This window comes from Dellaglioa sp. CoH-57-MRSF-18, assembly GCF_056781995.1.
This window is the reverse complement of sequence record NZ_JBXAXX010000007.1, coordinates 1-15,758: the sequence shown is the minus strand read 5'-3', so window position 1 is coordinate 15,758 and position 15,758 is coordinate 1. Positions and strand designations below refer to the sequence as shown.

Genomic DNA, 15,758 nt, shown 5'->3' with positions numbered 1-15,758 from the left:
ATTTTCATAATATAAAAATTATTTTCATGAAAATAAGGTAAAAACGCTTGCAATTGTCTTAAAAATTTGCTAAATTATTCTAGTGCTTGAAAACGGAATGAAAACTTGATATTTAAGTAATGAGAGGAAATAATACTAATGGATAAACAAACAATTACAATTTATGACGTAGCAAGAGAAGCAGCTGTTTCAATGGCAACTGTTTCACGTGTGGTTAACGGTAACCCTAACGTTAAACCTGCAACAAGAAAAAAAGTTTTGGAAGTTATTGATCGACTTGATTACAGACCTAATGCTGTTGCTAGAGGATTGGCAAGTAAGAAAACGACAACAGTTGGGGTTATTATTCCCGATGTAACTAATATTTACTTTTCATCATTAGCTCGTGGAATTGATGATGTTGCAACAATGTATAAATATAATATTATTTTAGCTAACTCTGATCAAAATGGTCAAAAAGAAGTGCAAGTATTAAATACATTATTAGCTAAACAAGTTGATGGTATTATTTTTATGGGAAATCAAATTACTGATGAATTACGTGCTGAACTTAAGAGAAGTCGTACACCAGTTGTCCTTTCAGGTTCAGTTGATCCTACTGGAGAATTAGGTAGTGTTAATATTGATTATATTGCAGCTGTAATGGAATCAGTAACGGATCTAATTAATAATGGCAATAAACGTATTGCATTTGTTTCAGGTTCAATGGATGAACCCATTAATGGCGAATACCGACTAAAAGGCTATAAATTAGCTCTTGAAAAAGCCGGAATAAAATTTGATCAAGACTTAATTTTTGAAACAGATTATTCATATCGAGCTGGCGAAACCTTATGGCCAGCAATTTCTTCAAGTCATGCAACTGCTGCTTTTGTTGGTGATGATGAATTAGCTGTTGGTGTTTTGAATGGTGCTCGAGATGCTGGTTTGAGTGTACCCGAAGATTTTGAAATTATTACAAGTAATGATTCAAAATTGACTGAGATTGTTAGACCCAAATTATCTTCAATAACACAACCTTTATACGATTTAGGGGCTGTATCTATGAGATTATTAACAAAATTAATGGATAAAGAAGAAGTTAGTGAAAAAACAATCCAATTACCATATGGCTTAATTAAGCGTTCTTCAACAAAATAATATAATAAAAAACTTGGTTTTCTAAATTATATTTGGAAAATCAAGTTTTTATTATACTTGGATGGGAAATTTTATGAAAAATAAAAATAATATTTACTTTGTTTTAGCCTTATTAATTATTGTAATTCTGTTTATTAGTTCTTCGGAAACGTACAAGCAGCAGACATCTATTCCTTTTTTAGAAAAGTATTTAGCTGGTAAACCATTTGAAAGTATGTTGTCACATATTTCATTTAGTTATGCTGGAGCAGATGAAAGTTTTAACCATGTTGGTTATTTTAAATTAGTTGAGTTTTTCATCCGTAAAACTGCTCATTTTATGACATATTTCTTTATGGCTAGCTTCATATTCTTGGGAGTGAAAAATAAAATTAAGTATTGGCGTTACAGTGGGCTTATTGCAGTTGCTTGTGCAGCGCTATATGCAGGACTTGATGAAATTCACCAAAGTTTTACAGGTGGCAGAACGCCCTTAATCCAAGATGTTTTACTTGATACAATTGGTGCAACAACAGGTGTAATTTTGACGATATTAATTTTAATGTACTATCGGCACAAAAAAGCTAAAGAAAACTAGTTCAGTCCTATTCTCGTGAAGAAGGTTGATATTAAGCTATTATTTTGATATCATAATAAACGGTTAAAAGTAAAAATTCAGAAACATTTCGGAAAGAGGTAGGGAATTATGTCAGGACATTCAAAATGGAATAACATCCAAGGTCGTAAAAATGCACAAGATGCTAAACGTGGTAAAATTTTCCAAAAATTATCGAGAGAAATTTACATGGCTGCAAAAAGTGGTGGTCCTGATCCCGATTCGAACCCCTCATTACGTTTGATGCTTGATAAAGCTAAAGCTGCAAATATGCCAAAAGATAATATTAAACGTGCTATTGATAAAGCGTCTGGTTCAGAAGGTGCAGATTATGAAGAAATTACATATGAAGGCTATGCACCTGGTGGCGTTGCCATCTTAGTTCATACCTTGACGGATAATCGTAATCGGACTGCTTCAGAAGTTCGTATTGCATTTACACGTAATGGTGGAAATTTAGGAGAAACAGGTTCAGTTAATTACATGTTTGATCGTAAAGGTTACATCGTTATTTCTCGTGAAGAATTAGATACTGATGAAGATGCTATGTTTGAAGATGTTATTGATGCTGGTGCTGAGGATTTGAAAACATCAGAAGAATTATTTGAAATCTATACAGATTCAAAAGATTTACCAGATGTACGTGCTTCATTAGAAGCAAAGGGATACAAATTAGATACATTTGAATTAGTAATGATTCCTCAAAATCTAGTACCAGTACCGGAAGATAAAATTGAACAATTCCATCATATGATTGATGCATTGGAAGAAAATGATGATGTTTCAGAAGTGTTCCATGCTGGTGATATTGCAGACGAAGATTAAGATACTCTCTATAATAAAGAGATAAGTCATCTTAAAAAGTTAGAAATTAATTAAATATAAAAATATGAAAAGCCAAAATTAAATGTTTTGGCTTTTTTTGCGTACTTAAATATATGGAAAGGAGGGATATTGAGATGATTGAAACAGAAATACAAGAAATGATTAAAATATGTGTTAAAAACAGAGCAAGTGATATGTATATAATTCCAAGTGCCAAGGGATGCTTAGTTAAGTATCGAACGTTGAATAACTATCATAGCCTTAATGTATATTCAGAAAAAAAGATGATACAAATGAATAATTTTCTTAAATTTAAGGCAAATATGATTCTGAGCGAAACTAGGCGGCCGCAGTTTGGGACTTTTCAATGGCAGATAGAACATAAAAAGGTAAATTGCCGAATTTCGAGTGTTGGCGATTTTTTAGGTAGAGAATCGATTGTTATACGATTTATTTATTCGAATACCGATGTACCGTTACTTCAACTTTTACCAAATCAATTTCAGCAGTTGATAAATGCATGTGGGTCCAGTGGGCTAATTTTATTCTCAGGTCCAATGGGTTCAGGTAAGACAACGACAATGTACCAACTGGCTGAAATGATTCAGAATCAAAGAACAATATTAACTATTGAGGATCCAGTTGAAATTCAAAATCCTAATTTTATTCAATTACAGGTTAATGATAAAGCAAACATGACATATGCGGAATTATTAAAAGTTGGATTGAGGCACCATCCTGATATTTTTATTATCGGTGAAATCAGGGATGAAGTCACTGCCAATGCTGCAATTAAAGCTGCAATGAGTGGTCATTTAATTTTAAGTACCGTACATGCAAGAAATGCAGTAGGAACAATTAAACGACTTGAAAATCTTGGCGTTAGTCGAGATGATCTCAATAGAACGCTACAGGCAGTAAGTTATCAGCGATTAATTGAAACAACGAAAGGTGGAAGCGGTGTACTATTTGATATATTAACAGGTCAAAAGTTAGAGTCTGTTCTTGAAGGAACATTTAATCAAAAAATAGCTTTAGAAAGGTGGCATGATAACCTTGATCAATGTATTAAGAAAAATATTATTACAATTGAAACAGCAAATAATTTTAAATAGAAGAAAATGGTCAATTCAAAAACAAAGTGAATTTTTCGAAGTCTTGGCAGACTTATTAGATTCGGGATTTTCGCTCAGGCAATCTTTAACAACGGCGACTAAATTATTTCCAGTTGGGAAAATAGATATTCAAAAAATTGAATCCAAGTTAAGAAGTGGTGAACCCTTCTCAACAGGTATCAAGCCGTATATTTCAAAAAGTTCGTATTATCAAATTACGATTTCTGAAAAATATGGCGGATTAAATAAAAGTATTAAACAACTCGGAAAATTGATGACGGTTAGAGTAAAACAAAAGAAACAGTTAAAGCAACTCATGCAATACCCAATGATTCTGATGGGATTACTGGTTGTCTTATATATCGGAATCCAACAATTTATTTTGCCTGAAATAAATTATAGTCAGTTAGGTGCGTCATCAAATTCTAACTTTAAAATGATTTTAATGAAGAGTATTATCTCTGTCGTAATTAGTCTATTTATCGGATATATCATAAAAATTATCATTCGTGTTTCAAAACAAAGTACGATGAACAGGCATGTTTGGTATTGTCAGGTCCCCATAGTAGGTAAAATTTATCGGGATTATTGTCATTATTATTTAACATTTAATTTGGGTCTGCTTTTAGCAAGTGGTTTAAATTTGAATAAAATATGTGATTATTTAAATCAATTTGATCAAAAATCTTTACTATATCAGTTAGGTAAACAGTTAACGAATCATTTTGAAAATGGTGGGAGTACAAAACAAATGATCGATAAAAGTCCTTTATTTCCTAATGAGATAACGACATTTCTCGCAAAAGGTAATACGTTAGATGTGATGAGCCAAGAATTATTAATGTATTCGGAATTAACTTATCGTAAATTTGAGTCATCTGTCGAAAGAATCATGATTTATGTACAGCCAGTTGCATTCATAATTGTAGCGGCCTGTATTGTTGGGTTGTATTTAACAATATTATTACCTATGTATCAAACTATGGAGGAAATTCAATGAAAAAAAATAGAAAAAAATTAAAAGCATTTACGCTTGTTGAAATGCTATGTGTCTTATTTATTATCTCACTTCTAATGTTGATTATATTACCTAACATTGGACATCAAAGAGCAGGTGCTAAACGGGTTAATGATGAAGCGTTAGTTAGCGTCGTCCAAACGCAGGTTGATTTGTATGAAAATGAAACGCATAATAAATCGATAAATTTTGCTGATTTAGTTTCGGAAAAATATTTAACTGAAAAGCAAGAAAAGGAAGCAAAAGATAATCATATTATTATCTCGAATAATGTTGTTAAAACAGAAAACTAAATTTAAAGCATTTAGTTTATTTGAAATGCTTATTTCGTTGGCAATTACTAGTATTTGTGGTCTATTGCTAATGGGGCCAATGGATCAAGTACTTGCGATATCTAAAGAAAAACAATTTTGGCAAAATTTTGAACAACTTTGGCAAAGTGCAGTGGTAGAGGCACCGATGAATCGGATGCCTAATAGTATTAATTTTAATGATGATAAAATGACCATTATTAATGGCAATAGTAAAATTAAATTAGACTATCCGAAGACTGTGACAGTTAAAAATAGAGTAACGATAAAAATAAATAAAAGTGGGCAAATCACTGGTAAAACAGTTAATTTTAAATCCACATTACCAAATAGAAATCAAAAAATAGTATTTCAAATTGGGTGGGGTCAATTTATTAGAAAGGATGTCGAATAACGTGCGTAAAATGTCAGGAATTGTGTTAGCTGACGCTATTATGACTTTAACTATTGTCGCATCAGGTTTTGGATTATATGTACAGACCAATCACACATTACAGAAACAAGAAGATTATTGGAATCATAAAACAACAACTACAAGAAATCTGAAAGAAATCAGTAAATTATTAGTCATTCATCCGACAAGTAAATTATCAAAAATAGTTGATGGCGAATTACAATGTGCTACTATGTCTGAAATTCGAATTAAGTCTGAAAATGATTTAACAAGTATTAAATTGCAATGAAAAGTTTTTCTTTGTTAGAAACTATTATTGCATTAGGTATATTTATCATCTCTCTTAGTCTAATGACAACATGTTGGCACTTATGTACAAATGAACACCAAGAAATTAGCGGAGATAGAGATTTTTCGTTACAGCAATGTATCGGATTATTGGAGTCAGATCACTTAGATTTGAAGATAATAGATGTTGGTCAATATACAATTTCATTAAAAAATAATAAGACAGGAGCTCGCTACTATCTTAGTCAGCATAATGAAATGATACAGTTTATTGGATTTTCAGGAGGTCATATACCAATTTTATATCATGTGAAATCATTTTCGGTGGCATACGATGAACCAATTCTATTTTTAAAAATCAAACAAGAACACCAAAATAAGACTTTAAAATTGGTAATACCTATGGAAAAAAAGGATTAAGATGCGAAAAATCAAATTATTAAACGGACATTTAGTTGTATCAGCCATATTTTGTTTAATGTTATTAATTGGTTTGTTATTGGGACAACTGATATATTTCCAAGCAAAATTCACTAGTTATCAGAAAATATGCCAATATAATCAAGCAGAAACTATGAAAAACATGACTATTTTAAATCAAAAAGCAAAAAATCTAAAAGAAAAATATACTTATAATTATGGTGTTGTTGAATATCAAAAAGGAGCCTATCAGGTTATTTTGAAGAATGGTAATCGATATTCTTTTTCAGAAAAATGATAAAAAAGAAACTTAACTTGAATTGAGAATTAAAAATCGTTAAACTGAAACGAGCAAATAAATTCAAGGAGTGATTTTATGTCATTAGAAGAAATAGAAATGAACTTTAATCAGATTAATGAAACAATTGATATTTTACAAAAAAGTTTAGAAATCACTTATTTGGACGCATTTATTGAGACTAGCAATAATTTGTTAGATAATAAATCTGTACACGTAGAAGATGGATTACCAAGTGAGCAAGATGTAAAAATTTTGAATCAGATTTATAAAAAAATGAATTTGAATGCCTTATCGTCAGAAGATGTACGTAAAGTTGTACAGTTAGTTTTATTGAAGGCAACAAGACAAGAAAGTATTCAACCTAATCATCAAATAACACCAGATACAATTGGATTTTTAGTTGCATTTGTATTAGAAAAATTAATAAGTACAAAAAAATCGTTTAGTTTATTGGACATTACAGTGGGATCAGGGAACTTACTGACGACGATTTTGAATCAAATGGCTGCTGATAAGTTTGAGATTTCAAAAGCATACGGGATTGATAATGATGATACAATGTTATCAATTGCAGGGTTAAGTGGACAATTACAACACTTAAATTTAGAATTATTTCACCAAGATGCGGTTGATGACCTAATTGTAAAAAAATCTGATGTTGTTATTGCTGATTTACCAATTGGTTATTACCCTCTAGATGAAAGAGTTACCCATTTTGCTACACATGCAACTGAAGGTCATTCATATGTACATCATTTATTAATAGAACAATCAATCAAATACTTAAATGATGGCGGTTTTGGCATATACCTTGTTCCTACTGGTTTATTTGAAACAGAGGAAGCAAAAAAATTACTCGTTTACATTCAATCAAATGCATATCTTCAAGGTATGCTCAATTTACCTGTGGAATTATTTAGTTCAGCTAATTCACGTAAATCTATTTTGATTTTACAGAAACATGGCGAAGGTAGTAAACAAGTTGATGAAGTACTATTAGGTGATTTCCCATCACTAAAGGGTGAAGAACTATTTCAGAGCTTTGTTAAAACGTTAGATAAGTGGATAAAGGCCAACTTTAATAATAAGTAAAGTGACTCATATTTTGAGTCGCTTTTTTTATTTAATTATAAAAAGAATAATTTCTTTAGAAATTAACATGTGTCATGTATAATCTACTTAATTACTATAGAGGGAGTTTGATATTAATGGCAGAAAAAAGTTCAGAAGATCAGCATGTTAGAGGATTAAAAAGTCGACATGTTCAATTAATTGCAATTGGTGGAACAATTGGGACTGGTTTATTCTTGGGAGCAGGTCAATCTATTCATTTGGCTGGGCCATCTATTTTATTGGCATATATTATTACCGGAATTGCATGTTTTCTTTTAATGCGTTCGTTAGGTGAATTACTGTTATCGAATGTGAATGCACATTCATTTATTGATTTTATTTATGAATATCTAGGTGAAAAGGTTGGATTTGTTGCTGGATGGACATATTGGGTCTGTTGGGTAACAATTGCAATGACAGAAATTACCGCAGTCGGGTTATATATGAAATTTTGGTTTCCTAACTTGCCGCAATGGATTCCTGGTATGGTTATGCTCCTTATTCTTTTAGGAATAAATTTAGTTACAGTGGGATTATTCGGTGAAACAGAATTTTGGTTTGCACTCATTAAAATTATTGCCATTATTGTGTTGATATGTATTGGCGTGTATATGGTAGTGGTAAACTTTAAAACTTCAGCTGGGCATGCCAGTTTGACGAATTTAGTAAGTCACGGTGGATTTTTCCCCCAAGGAATTAAAGGATTTATTTTGTCATTTCAAATGGTACTGTTTAGTTTTGTCGGTATTGAAATGGTAGGATTAACAGCTGCAGAAACTGAAAACCCAACAAAGGTTATCCCAGAAGCAATTAATGAAATACCCTTAAGAATTATTTTGTTTTATGTAGGATCATTATTGGCAATTATGGCGATTTATCCTTGGAATATGATTTCGGAATCACAAAGTCCATTTGTTCAAGTATTTGAAAATATAGGGATAAAATCAGCAGCCAGCATTATTAATATTGTTGTAATTACAGCTGCAGCCTCAGCTTGTAATGGGTCTTTATTTAGTACAGGTAGAATGTTGTTCTCGCTTAATTATAATAAAAAAAATAAATTTTCTAAAAAAATTAGTAAGTTATCACATAATCAAGTACCTGCATTTGCATTACAATTTTCGACTCTTGTGATTGCAATTTCAGTCGTACTGAATATGTTTATGGCTGAATCGGTATTTACATTTATTTCAAGTATTGCAACGACTTGTTTCTTGTTCATTTGGGGAGCAATTGTAATTGCACATTTGAAGTATAGACGAAAAATAAAACTAGAAAAAACAGAATCAATGCTAGTATTTAAAATGCCTTTCTTTCCTGTTACAAATTATTTAATTCTATTATTTCTAACTTTTGTAGGTATTGTGCTATGCTTAAAACCTGATACATTAATTGCGCTGATTGCTTCAATTGGTTGGTTAATTGTACTCTATGTTATTAAAAGTGTTCAAATGAAGATGGAAAATTAAATTTTTGCTGAAAAGACCACGTGTGAGGGTCTTTTTTTGTATACTTAGGGCACAAATTAAAAGTAATTGTTGAAAATATTGTTTGATTTTGCTTCTAAAAACATTACAATTTAATAGTTAATTTCAGCGCGAGCAATACTATTTTCTGCATGCTATTTTTTGTAAAGGGTCATATAAATTCACTTGGACACGGTAAGCAGTATAATATAGGATATAGTATAACTAATAATGTTGAACCCACCTATTAGGAATTTGATGGTTAGAAAAGAACTTTAGGACAACCATAATAATATAGTTAGTGAAAAGAAAGTCAGTAAATAATCAAAATAAGGTGGATATAAACTAATGGAAAAAATAACGATTTTACATACAAATGATATTCATTCACATTTAGAAAATTGGCCTAAAATTAGGCGATTTTTACAATCTGAAAAAATAAAGCTTGAAAAACAAAATCAAACTGTTTTAACTTTTGATATTGGAGATGCAATTGATCGTGTGCACCCGTTGTCGGAAGCTACAAATGGCAAAGCCAATATTGAATTAATGAATACTGTAGCATATGATGCAGCGACAATTGGTAACAATGAAGGTATTGGTAATTCGCGAAGCCAATTACAACATTTATATGATAATGCAAAATTCGACATTATCCTTGATAACGTGGTAGATGGAGAAGTTAATAATCGTCCTGCATGGGCCAAAGAATATAAAATAATGGAAACTGCAGCTGGAACTAAAATTGGAATAATTGCCTTGACAGCACCATTTCCAATGACGTATGAGATGAATGGTTGGGAATCTAATCAAATTGATACCGTTTTACCTTCACTTTTAAAAAAAATAGCAGGTAAAGTAGATGTTATTATTTTGTTATCACATTTAGGTTTACCTGTAGATAGAAAAGTAGCTGCAAAGTATCCTCAGATAGATATTGTATTAGGAAGCCACACACATCATTTATTGAAATCCGGTGAAAAAGTTAATGAATCATTATTGGCCGCAGCTGGTAAGTGGGGGATGTACGTGGGCGAAGTAGCGATTGAACTTGAAAATCATAAAATTAGAAAAGAAGTTGCTAAAGTAATTGAAACAGAAAGTTTAGCAGAAGTTATAAGTGACCAAGACGAAATAGCAGAATATAGATTACGCGGAGAAAAAATTTTAACATCTGAAGTTGTTGCAAAATTGCCTGAAGATTTAGAAGCATCATGGACTAAAAATTCAGCATTAATGCAGACATCATTGAAAGCCATCGAAGCGGGTACAAAAACGGATATTGCAATGTTAAATGGTGGATTATTTTTGAAAAATTTACAAAAAGGATTTGTAACAAAAAATGACCTGCATCAAACACTGCCACACCCAATGCGGGTTATTACTGCTAAATTAACTGGTTATAATCTATGGCGATTAGTACAAGAAATTAAAAAGAATAGTTCATTTCTTAAGAAATTCCCAATTAAAGGGATGGGTTTTAGAGGCCAATTATTTGGTGAAGTAGTGATTGATGGACTGGTAGAACAAGAAAATGGGGACCTTATATATCATAACGAAAAAATTGACTTGGATGCATATTATACTATTGCAACAGTTGATCATTTTATGTATATACCGTTTTTTCCAACCATAGAAATAACCGGAGAAATTTCGATAAATGGCAAGAAATTTTTAAGAGATTACGTTGGGGACTATTTAAAACTAGAATTTTCTGTATAATGAAGTATGACTAAAGTTGTAAAAGGAGGTTTGAGATTTGAATCAAGCACAGAAAGAAAAGAGAGAACAGCAACTTGCAATAAAAGCAGAAAAAATTAAAGCTTATGCTAGTGATGTTGTTCGACAGAGTGAAACCCGAGTACTAATCGATAACCGTCCATATGATCTTGTTTCCAATTATAGAGATGGTTTTGAAATTGAAAAATTAACGGAACGATTTAGCCAAATTTTAACGAAATATGATTATATTGTTGGAGACTGGGGATATGATCAACTTCGATTAAGAGGTTTTTATAAAACCGAGAATAAAAAGGCATATCGGTCACAATGTATCGATACTCTTGAAGATTATTTATATGAATATTGTAATTTTGGATGTTCTTATTTTGTGTTGCACAATTTGGAAATTCAAAAACCTGAACCAATTTCTAATCCTAAAGAACGTAAAAAAACAGTTAAACCAGTTGGTAAGAAAAGAAAACCTGTAGTAAGGGCGCACACAACTGAAAAAAAATATCAAATAAAAAATAAAAAAACTAAAGTACCATTAAACAAGTCTAAACCAGTAAAACCACAAAAAAATAATTTAAAAACGGCAACAAAACGAACAAAGAAACACGAATTTGTAATTAGGCAAAAAGATAAAGCATAATTAAATAGGCAAGGTGATAATAATGGCATATAAAGGTTATATGATTGATTTAGATGGTACAATCTATCGAGGAAAAGAAAAAATTGCGGCAGCAAAACGATTTATCGAGTCTCTACAAGCAAGAAATATTGCATTTTTATTTGTGACTAATAATACGACTAAAATACCAGCTGATGTTGTCAATAATTTAGCAAATAATTTTGATATACATGTAACTGAGAAAGAAGTCTATACGGCGGCACTTGCAACTGCAGATTATCTAGATGCGTTAAACCCTGATAAAAGAAGTGTTTATATTATTGGTGAAAACGGATTAAAGAAAGCAATTATGGATAAAAAATTTATTATTGAGGAAACGACGCCTGATTATGTTGTTGTTGGGTTAGATTCCGATGTTACGTATCATAAATTTGAAATGGCAACTTTAGCAATCAAACGTGGTGCTAAATTTATTGGAACAAATGCTGATACTAATATTCCGAATGAACGTGGACTACTTCCTGGTGCTGGATCGCTGGTAAGGATGGTTGAATGTACAACACAACAAGAAGCTACTTATATTGGTAAACCTGAAACTATCATCATGGAAAAAGCCCTATCAAGACTTGGCTTGAAGAAAAGTGAAGTTGTGATGGTTGGAGATAACTACATGACAGATATTAAAGCCGGAATTAACTTTGGGGTTGATACAATGTTAGTCTATACGGGCGTTTCAACAAAAAACTTAGTGGCATCTAAAAAAGTTCAACCAACTATTCAATTGGATTCACTTGATGATTGGGACTTTGATAATGATAGAGCGCGTTAAAAAAATGGGACAGTGGCTAAGTTTATATCTAGCGATTGTCTCTTTTTCTATTATATTGGTAATTAATAGTACGTTTGTTTATAAAATTTTTATCAAGCAATCACATTTGAATAAAATTGTTGGGTTAAACCAATCAGAATTAATGTCTGATTATAATAATTTATTAGACTATTTTAACTATCCTTGGGTAAATAAAGTAAAAATGATATTGCCTTCATCATATAATGGGATGCAACATTATCATGATGTTAAACAATTGGTGCAGTTTAATTATGGTTGTTTTTTAATTTTAGGATTTATTGCAATAATATTTATTGGTCAATTAACAAAACAAAAGGAATTATGGAAATTGGTAAGACCTTTTCAGATGGCTATTACTGTTCCTTTTCTTAGTGTATTTTTACTTTTCTTTAATTTTGATCATTATTTTATACTATTTCATGAGCTCGTGTTTAGAAATAATGATTGGATATTTAATCCTAAACTAGATCCAATCATTTTGGCATTACCAGAAAATTTTTTTATGATTTGTTTTCTAATGGTCTTTTGTCTAATTGAGATGTTCTTTTTAGTTGGTATTTACTTTGGTAAGAGAGAAATTAAACGTAGTAATTAAAAAAACGAGACACCAGTGAAAATGGCGTCTCGTTTTTTTATTAGATTAAGATAGAAAGGGTGGGATATTAATAGCTAGTTATTTACTTAATTTTGACTTAATACCACTAAATACAGCTGGAATTAAGGAAATTAGTATGATTCCCAATACGACTAAAGAAAAATGTTCCTGTACGATTGCAATGTTTCCAAAGAAAAATCCAGCAGAACAACAAATGGTGACCCATGCAAATCCGCCAATTAGACTAAAGCGTAAGAAGCGAGAGTACTTAAATCCGCTACCACCAACGATGAAGGGAGCAAGCGTACGAATAATAGGCATGAATCTTGCTAAAATAATTGCGGGTCCACCATGTTTATTGAAAAATTGTTCTGTTTTATCGAGACTATCTTTGCTAATCATTTTATTAAATAATGAATGATCTGAAATTGAGTTCCCTACTTTTTTTCCAATAAAGAAATTTAGTGAGTCTCCCATGTACGCTGCAGCAAGAAAGAGGATTACAAATATCCAAATATTCAAATGATAAATTGAATTTGCTGCTAGAGCACTAGCTGCAAATAAAAGTGAATCACCAGGTAGGAAAGGTAAAATAACCGCTCCAGTTTCTATGAAGATAATAAAAAATAAGATAAGATAGGTCCAATTTCCAAAGTTGTTCACAATACTAATCAAGTGTGTGTCTATATGTAAAACAAAATCTATAAAAAAGTTTATGACAGACATAATATTAAATACCCCTTAAGTTCTATTTTTTTAATAATGTGGATTCATTAGTTGCGTACTATGAATAGTTCGATTAATATTTGGGTTTATAAAATTTAGGGCACTAGTTACGGCAGTCGGTGCTTCACCAAATCCTGAAGCAATTAGTGCTATTTTACCAGGGTATGAAACAATATCTCCTGCGGCAAAAACACCGGGAATGGAAGTTGCCATTTCAGAATTTACCGAGATTAGTTTCTTATCCATATTTATACCCCAAGCATTAATAATTTTATTATCGGATAAGTAGCCATAATTCACAAGTAAATTATCAACAATTATCGTTTTATTAAGATTATTTTTAGAATGTTTTAGCAAAATTTCAAGGCGACCATTCTTTTTAGAAAGTGATTGTATCGAAAAGGGAGTTTCAAATATAGTATCAGTTTTTTTGAGTTTTGTGACATTGTACTCTAGAGCTCTAAAGTTATCTCGACGGTGAATCATATGAATTTGTTTTGTAATGTTCGATAGCTCATTTGCCCAATCGATAGCAGAATCACCACCGCCAGCAATAGCAATTTGTTTATGAGAAAATTTAGAAAGGTCACTAATATTGTAAAATAATGATTCATTCTCGAATGTTGCTGAATTAGCAATATTTAATTTACGTGGCTGAAAAGAACCAATTCCAGCCGTAATAATAATTGTTCTACTATATGTAACCCGTTTAGAAGTTTGAATCCTAAAAATATCATTCTCTTTTTCGAAATTTAAGACGGTCTCATTTAATTTAACGTCAAAGTCAAATTGGTGAGCTTGCCTTGAAAGTTCCTTAATTAGATGTTCACCTGATATGCCAGTGAATCCAGCTATATCATATATTTTTTTCGTTGGATATAATGTACCAACTTGTCCACCAATGTCGGGAAGACTTTCAATAACTTGAGTTTTAGCTTGGCGCATGTGCGCATAAGTTGAAGTAAATAGTCCGATGGGTCCGGCACCAATGATAGTAATATCAAATATTTCATTTGTTGTCATAACAGTCTCCTAGCATTCCATTTAATAGCATTATAATAGTATAACGCATAAAAAATATAAAGTAATAGTAAAATAGAGTGAAATTGGGTACAATGGAATCAATAAAGTTTGAATAGGAGGAACATAGTTATGACATACCCACAATTAGACTTAGAACATGTAGTTGGACCAAAAGTTAAAATGATTACGAATTACGGTGATATAACGATTCAATTATTTCCAGAACAAGCACCTAAGACGGTAGAAAATTTCATTGGACTTTCAGAAAATGGATACTACAAAGACGTTATTTTTCATCGAGTGATTTCTGATTTTATGGTTCAATCTGGTGATCCAACAGGATCTGGAATGGGTGGTGAAAGTATTTGGGGTAAATCGTTTGCAGATGAATTTTCTTCTGAACTTTTTAACTTAAGAGGTGCTTTATCGATGGCTAATTCTGGACCATCAACAAATGGTAGTCAATTTTTTATTGTCCAAAATTCGAATGTTCCTGAACAGATGATTGGACAATTAAAGGATGCAAATTATCCTGAAGAGGTAGTCGTAGAATATAAAAAAGGTGGAACTCCTTGGTTAGATTTTCATCATACAGTATTTGGACAAGTTGTTAGTGGAATGGACATTGTTGATAAAATTGCGGGTGCAAAAACAGCTATGCAAGATAAACCAGTTGAACCAATTGTAATTGAAGATATGATAGTAACAAAATAAAGAGGATGAAAGTCCTTTTTATTTTGGCCGTTTTTACCGAAAGATTGAGGAGTATAAATGAAATATAGAATTGGACAAATTATTGTAGGAACTATAACAGGTATTCAATCATATGGTGCTTTTGTAACAATTGCGGATGGAGTTCAAGGCTTAATCCATATTTCGGAATGCCATAACGGTTATGTGGATAACATATTGAATTATTTAAAAATAAATGAAAAAATTACGGTTAGGATTATTGATATTGATGAATATAACAGTAAAATGAGTTTTTCAATTAGAAATTTTACTAAACAAAATAGTAATCTTAAAAGTACAGGTATTAAAATAAAACATAAATATTATTGGACAAATAGGTCTATAGATACAGGGTTTAAAGCAATAGATGATAAAATGGATTTTTGGATAAGCCAACAATTAAGAGATATTCACAGAAATAGACTTGACCAAGAAAAAGAAAGCTGATATATTTAATAAGTGCTATTGAGGCGATAATGAATATCGCAAATAA

General features: G+C 31.3%; 20 protein-coding genes and 1 pseudogene. 19 read left to right on the top strand and 2 right to left on the bottom strand.

The features are described 5' to 3' along the window. Window positions 1-138: 138 nt before the first annotated feature. The 17 genes and pseudogenes from ccpA (at window position 139) to AC1RPG_RS07040 (ending at window position 12,784) form a co-directional block, all read left to right on the top strand. A complete protein-coding gene (gene ccpA / locus AC1RPG_RS07120) occupies window positions 139-1,140 on the top strand; it encodes a catabolite control protein A (RefSeq protein WP_409022763.1) in 1,002 nt (333 codons plus the stop codon). A 73-nt stretch (window positions 1,141-1,213) separates the two neighbouring features. Next, window positions 1,214-1,717 carry a VanZ family protein gene (locus AC1RPG_RS07115; protein ID WP_481761822.1) on the top strand — a complete coding sequence of 168 codons (504 nt, stop codon included), beginning with the start codon at window positions 1,214-1,216 and terminating at the stop codon, window positions 1,715-1,717. 108 nt (window positions 1,718-1,825) lie between these two features. After that, complete coding sequence (locus AC1RPG_RS07110) at window positions 1,826-2,560, top strand: YebC/PmpR family DNA-binding transcriptional regulator (protein ID WP_481761821.1); 735 nt, start codon at window positions 1,826-1,828, stop codon at window positions 2,558-2,560. A 134-nt stretch (window positions 2,561-2,694) separates the two neighbouring features. Then, a complete protein-coding gene (gene comGA / locus AC1RPG_RS07105) occupies window positions 2,695-3,675 on the top strand; it encodes a competence type IV pilus ATPase ComGA (RefSeq protein ID WP_481761820.1) in 981 nt (326 codons plus the stop codon). Beyond that, the gene (gene comGB, locus AC1RPG_RS07100; protein WP_481761819.1) at window positions 3,617-4,675 is read left to right on the top strand and encodes a competence type IV pilus assembly protein ComGB; all 1,059 of its coding nucleotides are present in this window, start codon (window positions 3,617-3,619) and stop codon (window positions 4,673-4,675) included. Before comGA ends, comGB begins: the two co-directional genes overlap by 59 nt. Further along, window positions 4,672-4,986 carry a competence type IV pilus major pilin ComGC gene (gene comGC / locus AC1RPG_RS07095; RefSeq protein WP_409022758.1) on the top strand — a complete coding sequence of 105 codons (315 nt, stop codon included), beginning with the start codon at window positions 4,672-4,674 and terminating at the stop codon, window positions 4,984-4,986. Before comGB ends, comGC begins: the two co-directional genes overlap by 4 nt. Further along, window positions 4,964-5,047 (top strand): annotated as a pseudogene (locus AC1RPG_RS07090) (prepilin-type N-terminal cleavage/methylation domain-containing protein); the annotation flags it as partial. The gene comGC and the pseudogene AC1RPG_RS07090, both read left to right, overlap by 23 nt. A 9-nt stretch (window positions 5,048-5,056) precedes the next feature. Beyond that, entirely contained in the window at window positions 5,057-5,398 is a 342-nt protein-coding gene (locus AC1RPG_RS07085; RefSeq protein ID WP_481762415.1) for a hypothetical protein, read from the top strand. A gap of 1 nt (window position 5,399) precedes the next feature. Next, the gene (locus tag AC1RPG_RS07080; protein WP_409022756.1) at window positions 5,400-5,687 is read left to right on the top strand and encodes a hypothetical protein; all 288 of its coding nucleotides are present in this window, start codon (window positions 5,400-5,402) and stop codon (window positions 5,685-5,687) included. An 11-nt stretch (window positions 5,688-5,698) separates the two neighbouring features. Further along, a complete protein-coding gene (locus AC1RPG_RS07075) occupies window positions 5,699-6,106 on the top strand; it encodes a competence type IV pilus minor pilin ComGF (protein WP_481762194.1) in 408 nt (135 codons plus the stop codon). 1 nt (window position 6,107) lies between these two features. Continuing rightward, window positions 6,108-6,404 (top strand): hypothetical protein, encoded by a 297-nt coding sequence (locus AC1RPG_RS07070; RefSeq protein WP_481761816.1) that lies wholly within the window; start codon window positions 6,108-6,110, stop codon window positions 6,402-6,404. A gap of 78 nt (window positions 6,405-6,482) precedes the next feature. Continuing rightward, entirely contained in the window at window positions 6,483-7,499 is a 1,017-nt protein-coding gene (locus AC1RPG_RS07065) for a class I SAM-dependent methyltransferase (RefSeq protein ID WP_481761815.1), read from the top strand. A gap of 116 nt (window positions 7,500-7,615) precedes the next feature. After that, the gene (locus AC1RPG_RS07060; protein WP_481761814.1) at window positions 7,616-8,989 is read left to right on the top strand and encodes an amino acid permease; all 1,374 of its coding nucleotides are present in this window, start codon (window positions 7,616-7,618) and stop codon (window positions 8,987-8,989) included. A gap of 345 nt (window positions 8,990-9,334) precedes the next feature. After that, the gene (locus AC1RPG_RS07055) at window positions 9,335-10,708 is read left to right on the top strand and encodes a bifunctional metallophosphatase/5'-nucleotidase (RefSeq protein ID WP_481761813.1); all 1,374 of its coding nucleotides are present in this window, start codon (window positions 9,335-9,337) and stop codon (window positions 10,706-10,708) included. Between the two features lie 37 nt (window positions 10,709-10,745). Then, window positions 10,746-11,360 (top strand): YutD family protein, encoded by a 615-nt coding sequence (locus AC1RPG_RS07050; protein WP_481761812.1) that lies wholly within the window; start codon window positions 10,746-10,748, stop codon window positions 11,358-11,360. A 22-nt stretch (window positions 11,361-11,382) separates the two neighbouring features. After that, window positions 11,383-12,168 carry a TIGR01457 family HAD-type hydrolase gene (locus AC1RPG_RS07045; protein WP_481761811.1) on the top strand — a complete coding sequence of 262 codons (786 nt, stop codon included), beginning with the start codon at window positions 11,383-11,385 and terminating at the stop codon, window positions 12,166-12,168. Further along, entirely contained in the window at window positions 12,152-12,784 is a 633-nt protein-coding gene (locus AC1RPG_RS07040; protein WP_481762413.1) for a TIGR01906 family membrane protein, read from the top strand. Before AC1RPG_RS07045 ends, AC1RPG_RS07040 begins: the two co-directional genes overlap by 17 nt. 78 nt (window positions 12,785-12,862) lie before the next feature. Here the strand turns inward: AC1RPG_RS07040 and AC1RPG_RS07035 are convergent, their stop codons facing one another. Together AC1RPG_RS07035 and AC1RPG_RS07030 are read right to left on the bottom strand one after the other, a co-directional pair. Continuing rightward, window positions 12,863-13,501 carry a VTT domain-containing protein gene (locus tag AC1RPG_RS07035; protein ID WP_481761861.1) on the bottom strand — a complete coding sequence of 213 codons (639 nt, stop codon included), beginning with the start codon at window positions 13,499-13,501 and terminating at the stop codon, window positions 12,863-12,865. Between the two features lie 39 nt (window positions 13,502-13,540). Then, window positions 13,541-14,533: an NAD(P)/FAD-dependent oxidoreductase gene (locus tag AC1RPG_RS07030; RefSeq protein ID WP_481761809.1), complete on the bottom strand. Its 993-nt coding sequence runs from the start codon at window positions 14,531-14,533 to the stop codon at window positions 13,541-13,543. A gap of 129 nt (window positions 14,534-14,662) precedes the next feature. Between AC1RPG_RS07030 and AC1RPG_RS07025 the strand changes: the two genes are divergently transcribed. Together AC1RPG_RS07025 and AC1RPG_RS07020 are read left to right on the top strand one after the other, a co-directional pair. Continuing rightward, window positions 14,663-15,247 (top strand): peptidylprolyl isomerase, encoded by a 585-nt coding sequence (locus AC1RPG_RS07025; RefSeq protein WP_481761808.1) that lies wholly within the window; start codon window positions 14,663-14,665, stop codon window positions 15,245-15,247. Window positions 15,248-15,304: 57 nt separating this feature from the next. Beyond that, on the top strand, window positions 15,305-15,712 hold the full coding sequence (locus AC1RPG_RS07020; protein WP_481761807.1) for a CvfD/Ygs/GSP13 family RNA-binding post-transcriptional regulator: 408 nt from the start codon (window positions 15,305-15,307) through the stop codon (window positions 15,710-15,712). Window positions 15,713-15,758 lie beyond the last annotated feature (46 nt).

Excerpts from the sequence above, each read along its gene's own strand:
- ccpA (WP_409022763.1), top strand. The coding sequence starts at position 139 with ATGGATAAACAAACAATTACAATTTATGACGTAGCAAGAGAAGCAGCT.
- AC1RPG_RS07115 (WP_481761822.1), top strand. The coding sequence starts at position 1,214 with ATGAAAAATAAAAATAATATTTACTTTGTTTTAGCCTTATTAATTATT.
- AC1RPG_RS07110 (WP_481761821.1), top strand. The coding sequence starts at position 1,826 with ATGTCAGGACATTCAAAATGGAATAACATCCAAGGTCGTAAAAATGCA.
- comGA (WP_481761820.1), top strand. The coding sequence starts at position 2,695 with ATGATTGAAACAGAAATACAAGAAATGATTAAAATATGTGTTAAAAAC.
- comGC (WP_409022758.1), top strand. The coding sequence starts at position 4,672 with ATGAAAAAAAATAGAAAAAAATTAAAAGCATTTACGCTTGTTGAAATG.
- AC1RPG_RS07085 (WP_481762415.1), top strand. The coding sequence starts at position 5,057 with ATGGGGCCAATGGATCAAGTACTTGCGATATCTAAAGAAAAACAATTT.
- AC1RPG_RS07070 (WP_481761816.1), top strand. The coding sequence starts at position 6,108 with ATGCGAAAAATCAAATTATTAAACGGACATTTAGTTGTATCAGCCATA.
- AC1RPG_RS07065 (WP_481761815.1), top strand. The coding sequence starts at position 6,483 with ATGTCATTAGAAGAAATAGAAATGAACTTTAATCAGATTAATGAAACA.
- AC1RPG_RS07060 (WP_481761814.1), top strand. The coding sequence starts at position 7,616 with ATGGCAGAAAAAAGTTCAGAAGATCAGCATGTTAGAGGATTAAAAAGT.
- AC1RPG_RS07055 (WP_481761813.1), top strand. The coding sequence starts at position 9,335 with ATGGAAAAAATAACGATTTTACATACAAATGATATTCATTCACATTTA.
- AC1RPG_RS07045 (WP_481761811.1), top strand. The coding sequence starts at position 11,383 with ATGGCATATAAAGGTTATATGATTGATTTAGATGGTACAATCTATCGA.
- AC1RPG_RS07040 (WP_481762413.1), top strand. The coding sequence starts at position 12,152 with ATGATAGAGCGCGTTAAAAAAATGGGACAGTGGCTAAGTTTATATCTA.
- AC1RPG_RS07030 (WP_481761809.1), bottom strand. The coding sequence starts at position 14,533 with ATGACAACAAATGAAATATTTGATATTACTATCATTGGTGCCGGACCC.
- AC1RPG_RS07025 (WP_481761808.1), top strand. The coding sequence starts at position 14,663 with ATGACATACCCACAATTAGACTTAGAACATGTAGTTGGACCAAAAGTT.
- AC1RPG_RS07020 (WP_481761807.1), top strand. The coding sequence starts at position 15,305 with ATGAAATATAGAATTGGACAAATTATTGTAGGAACTATAACAGGTATT.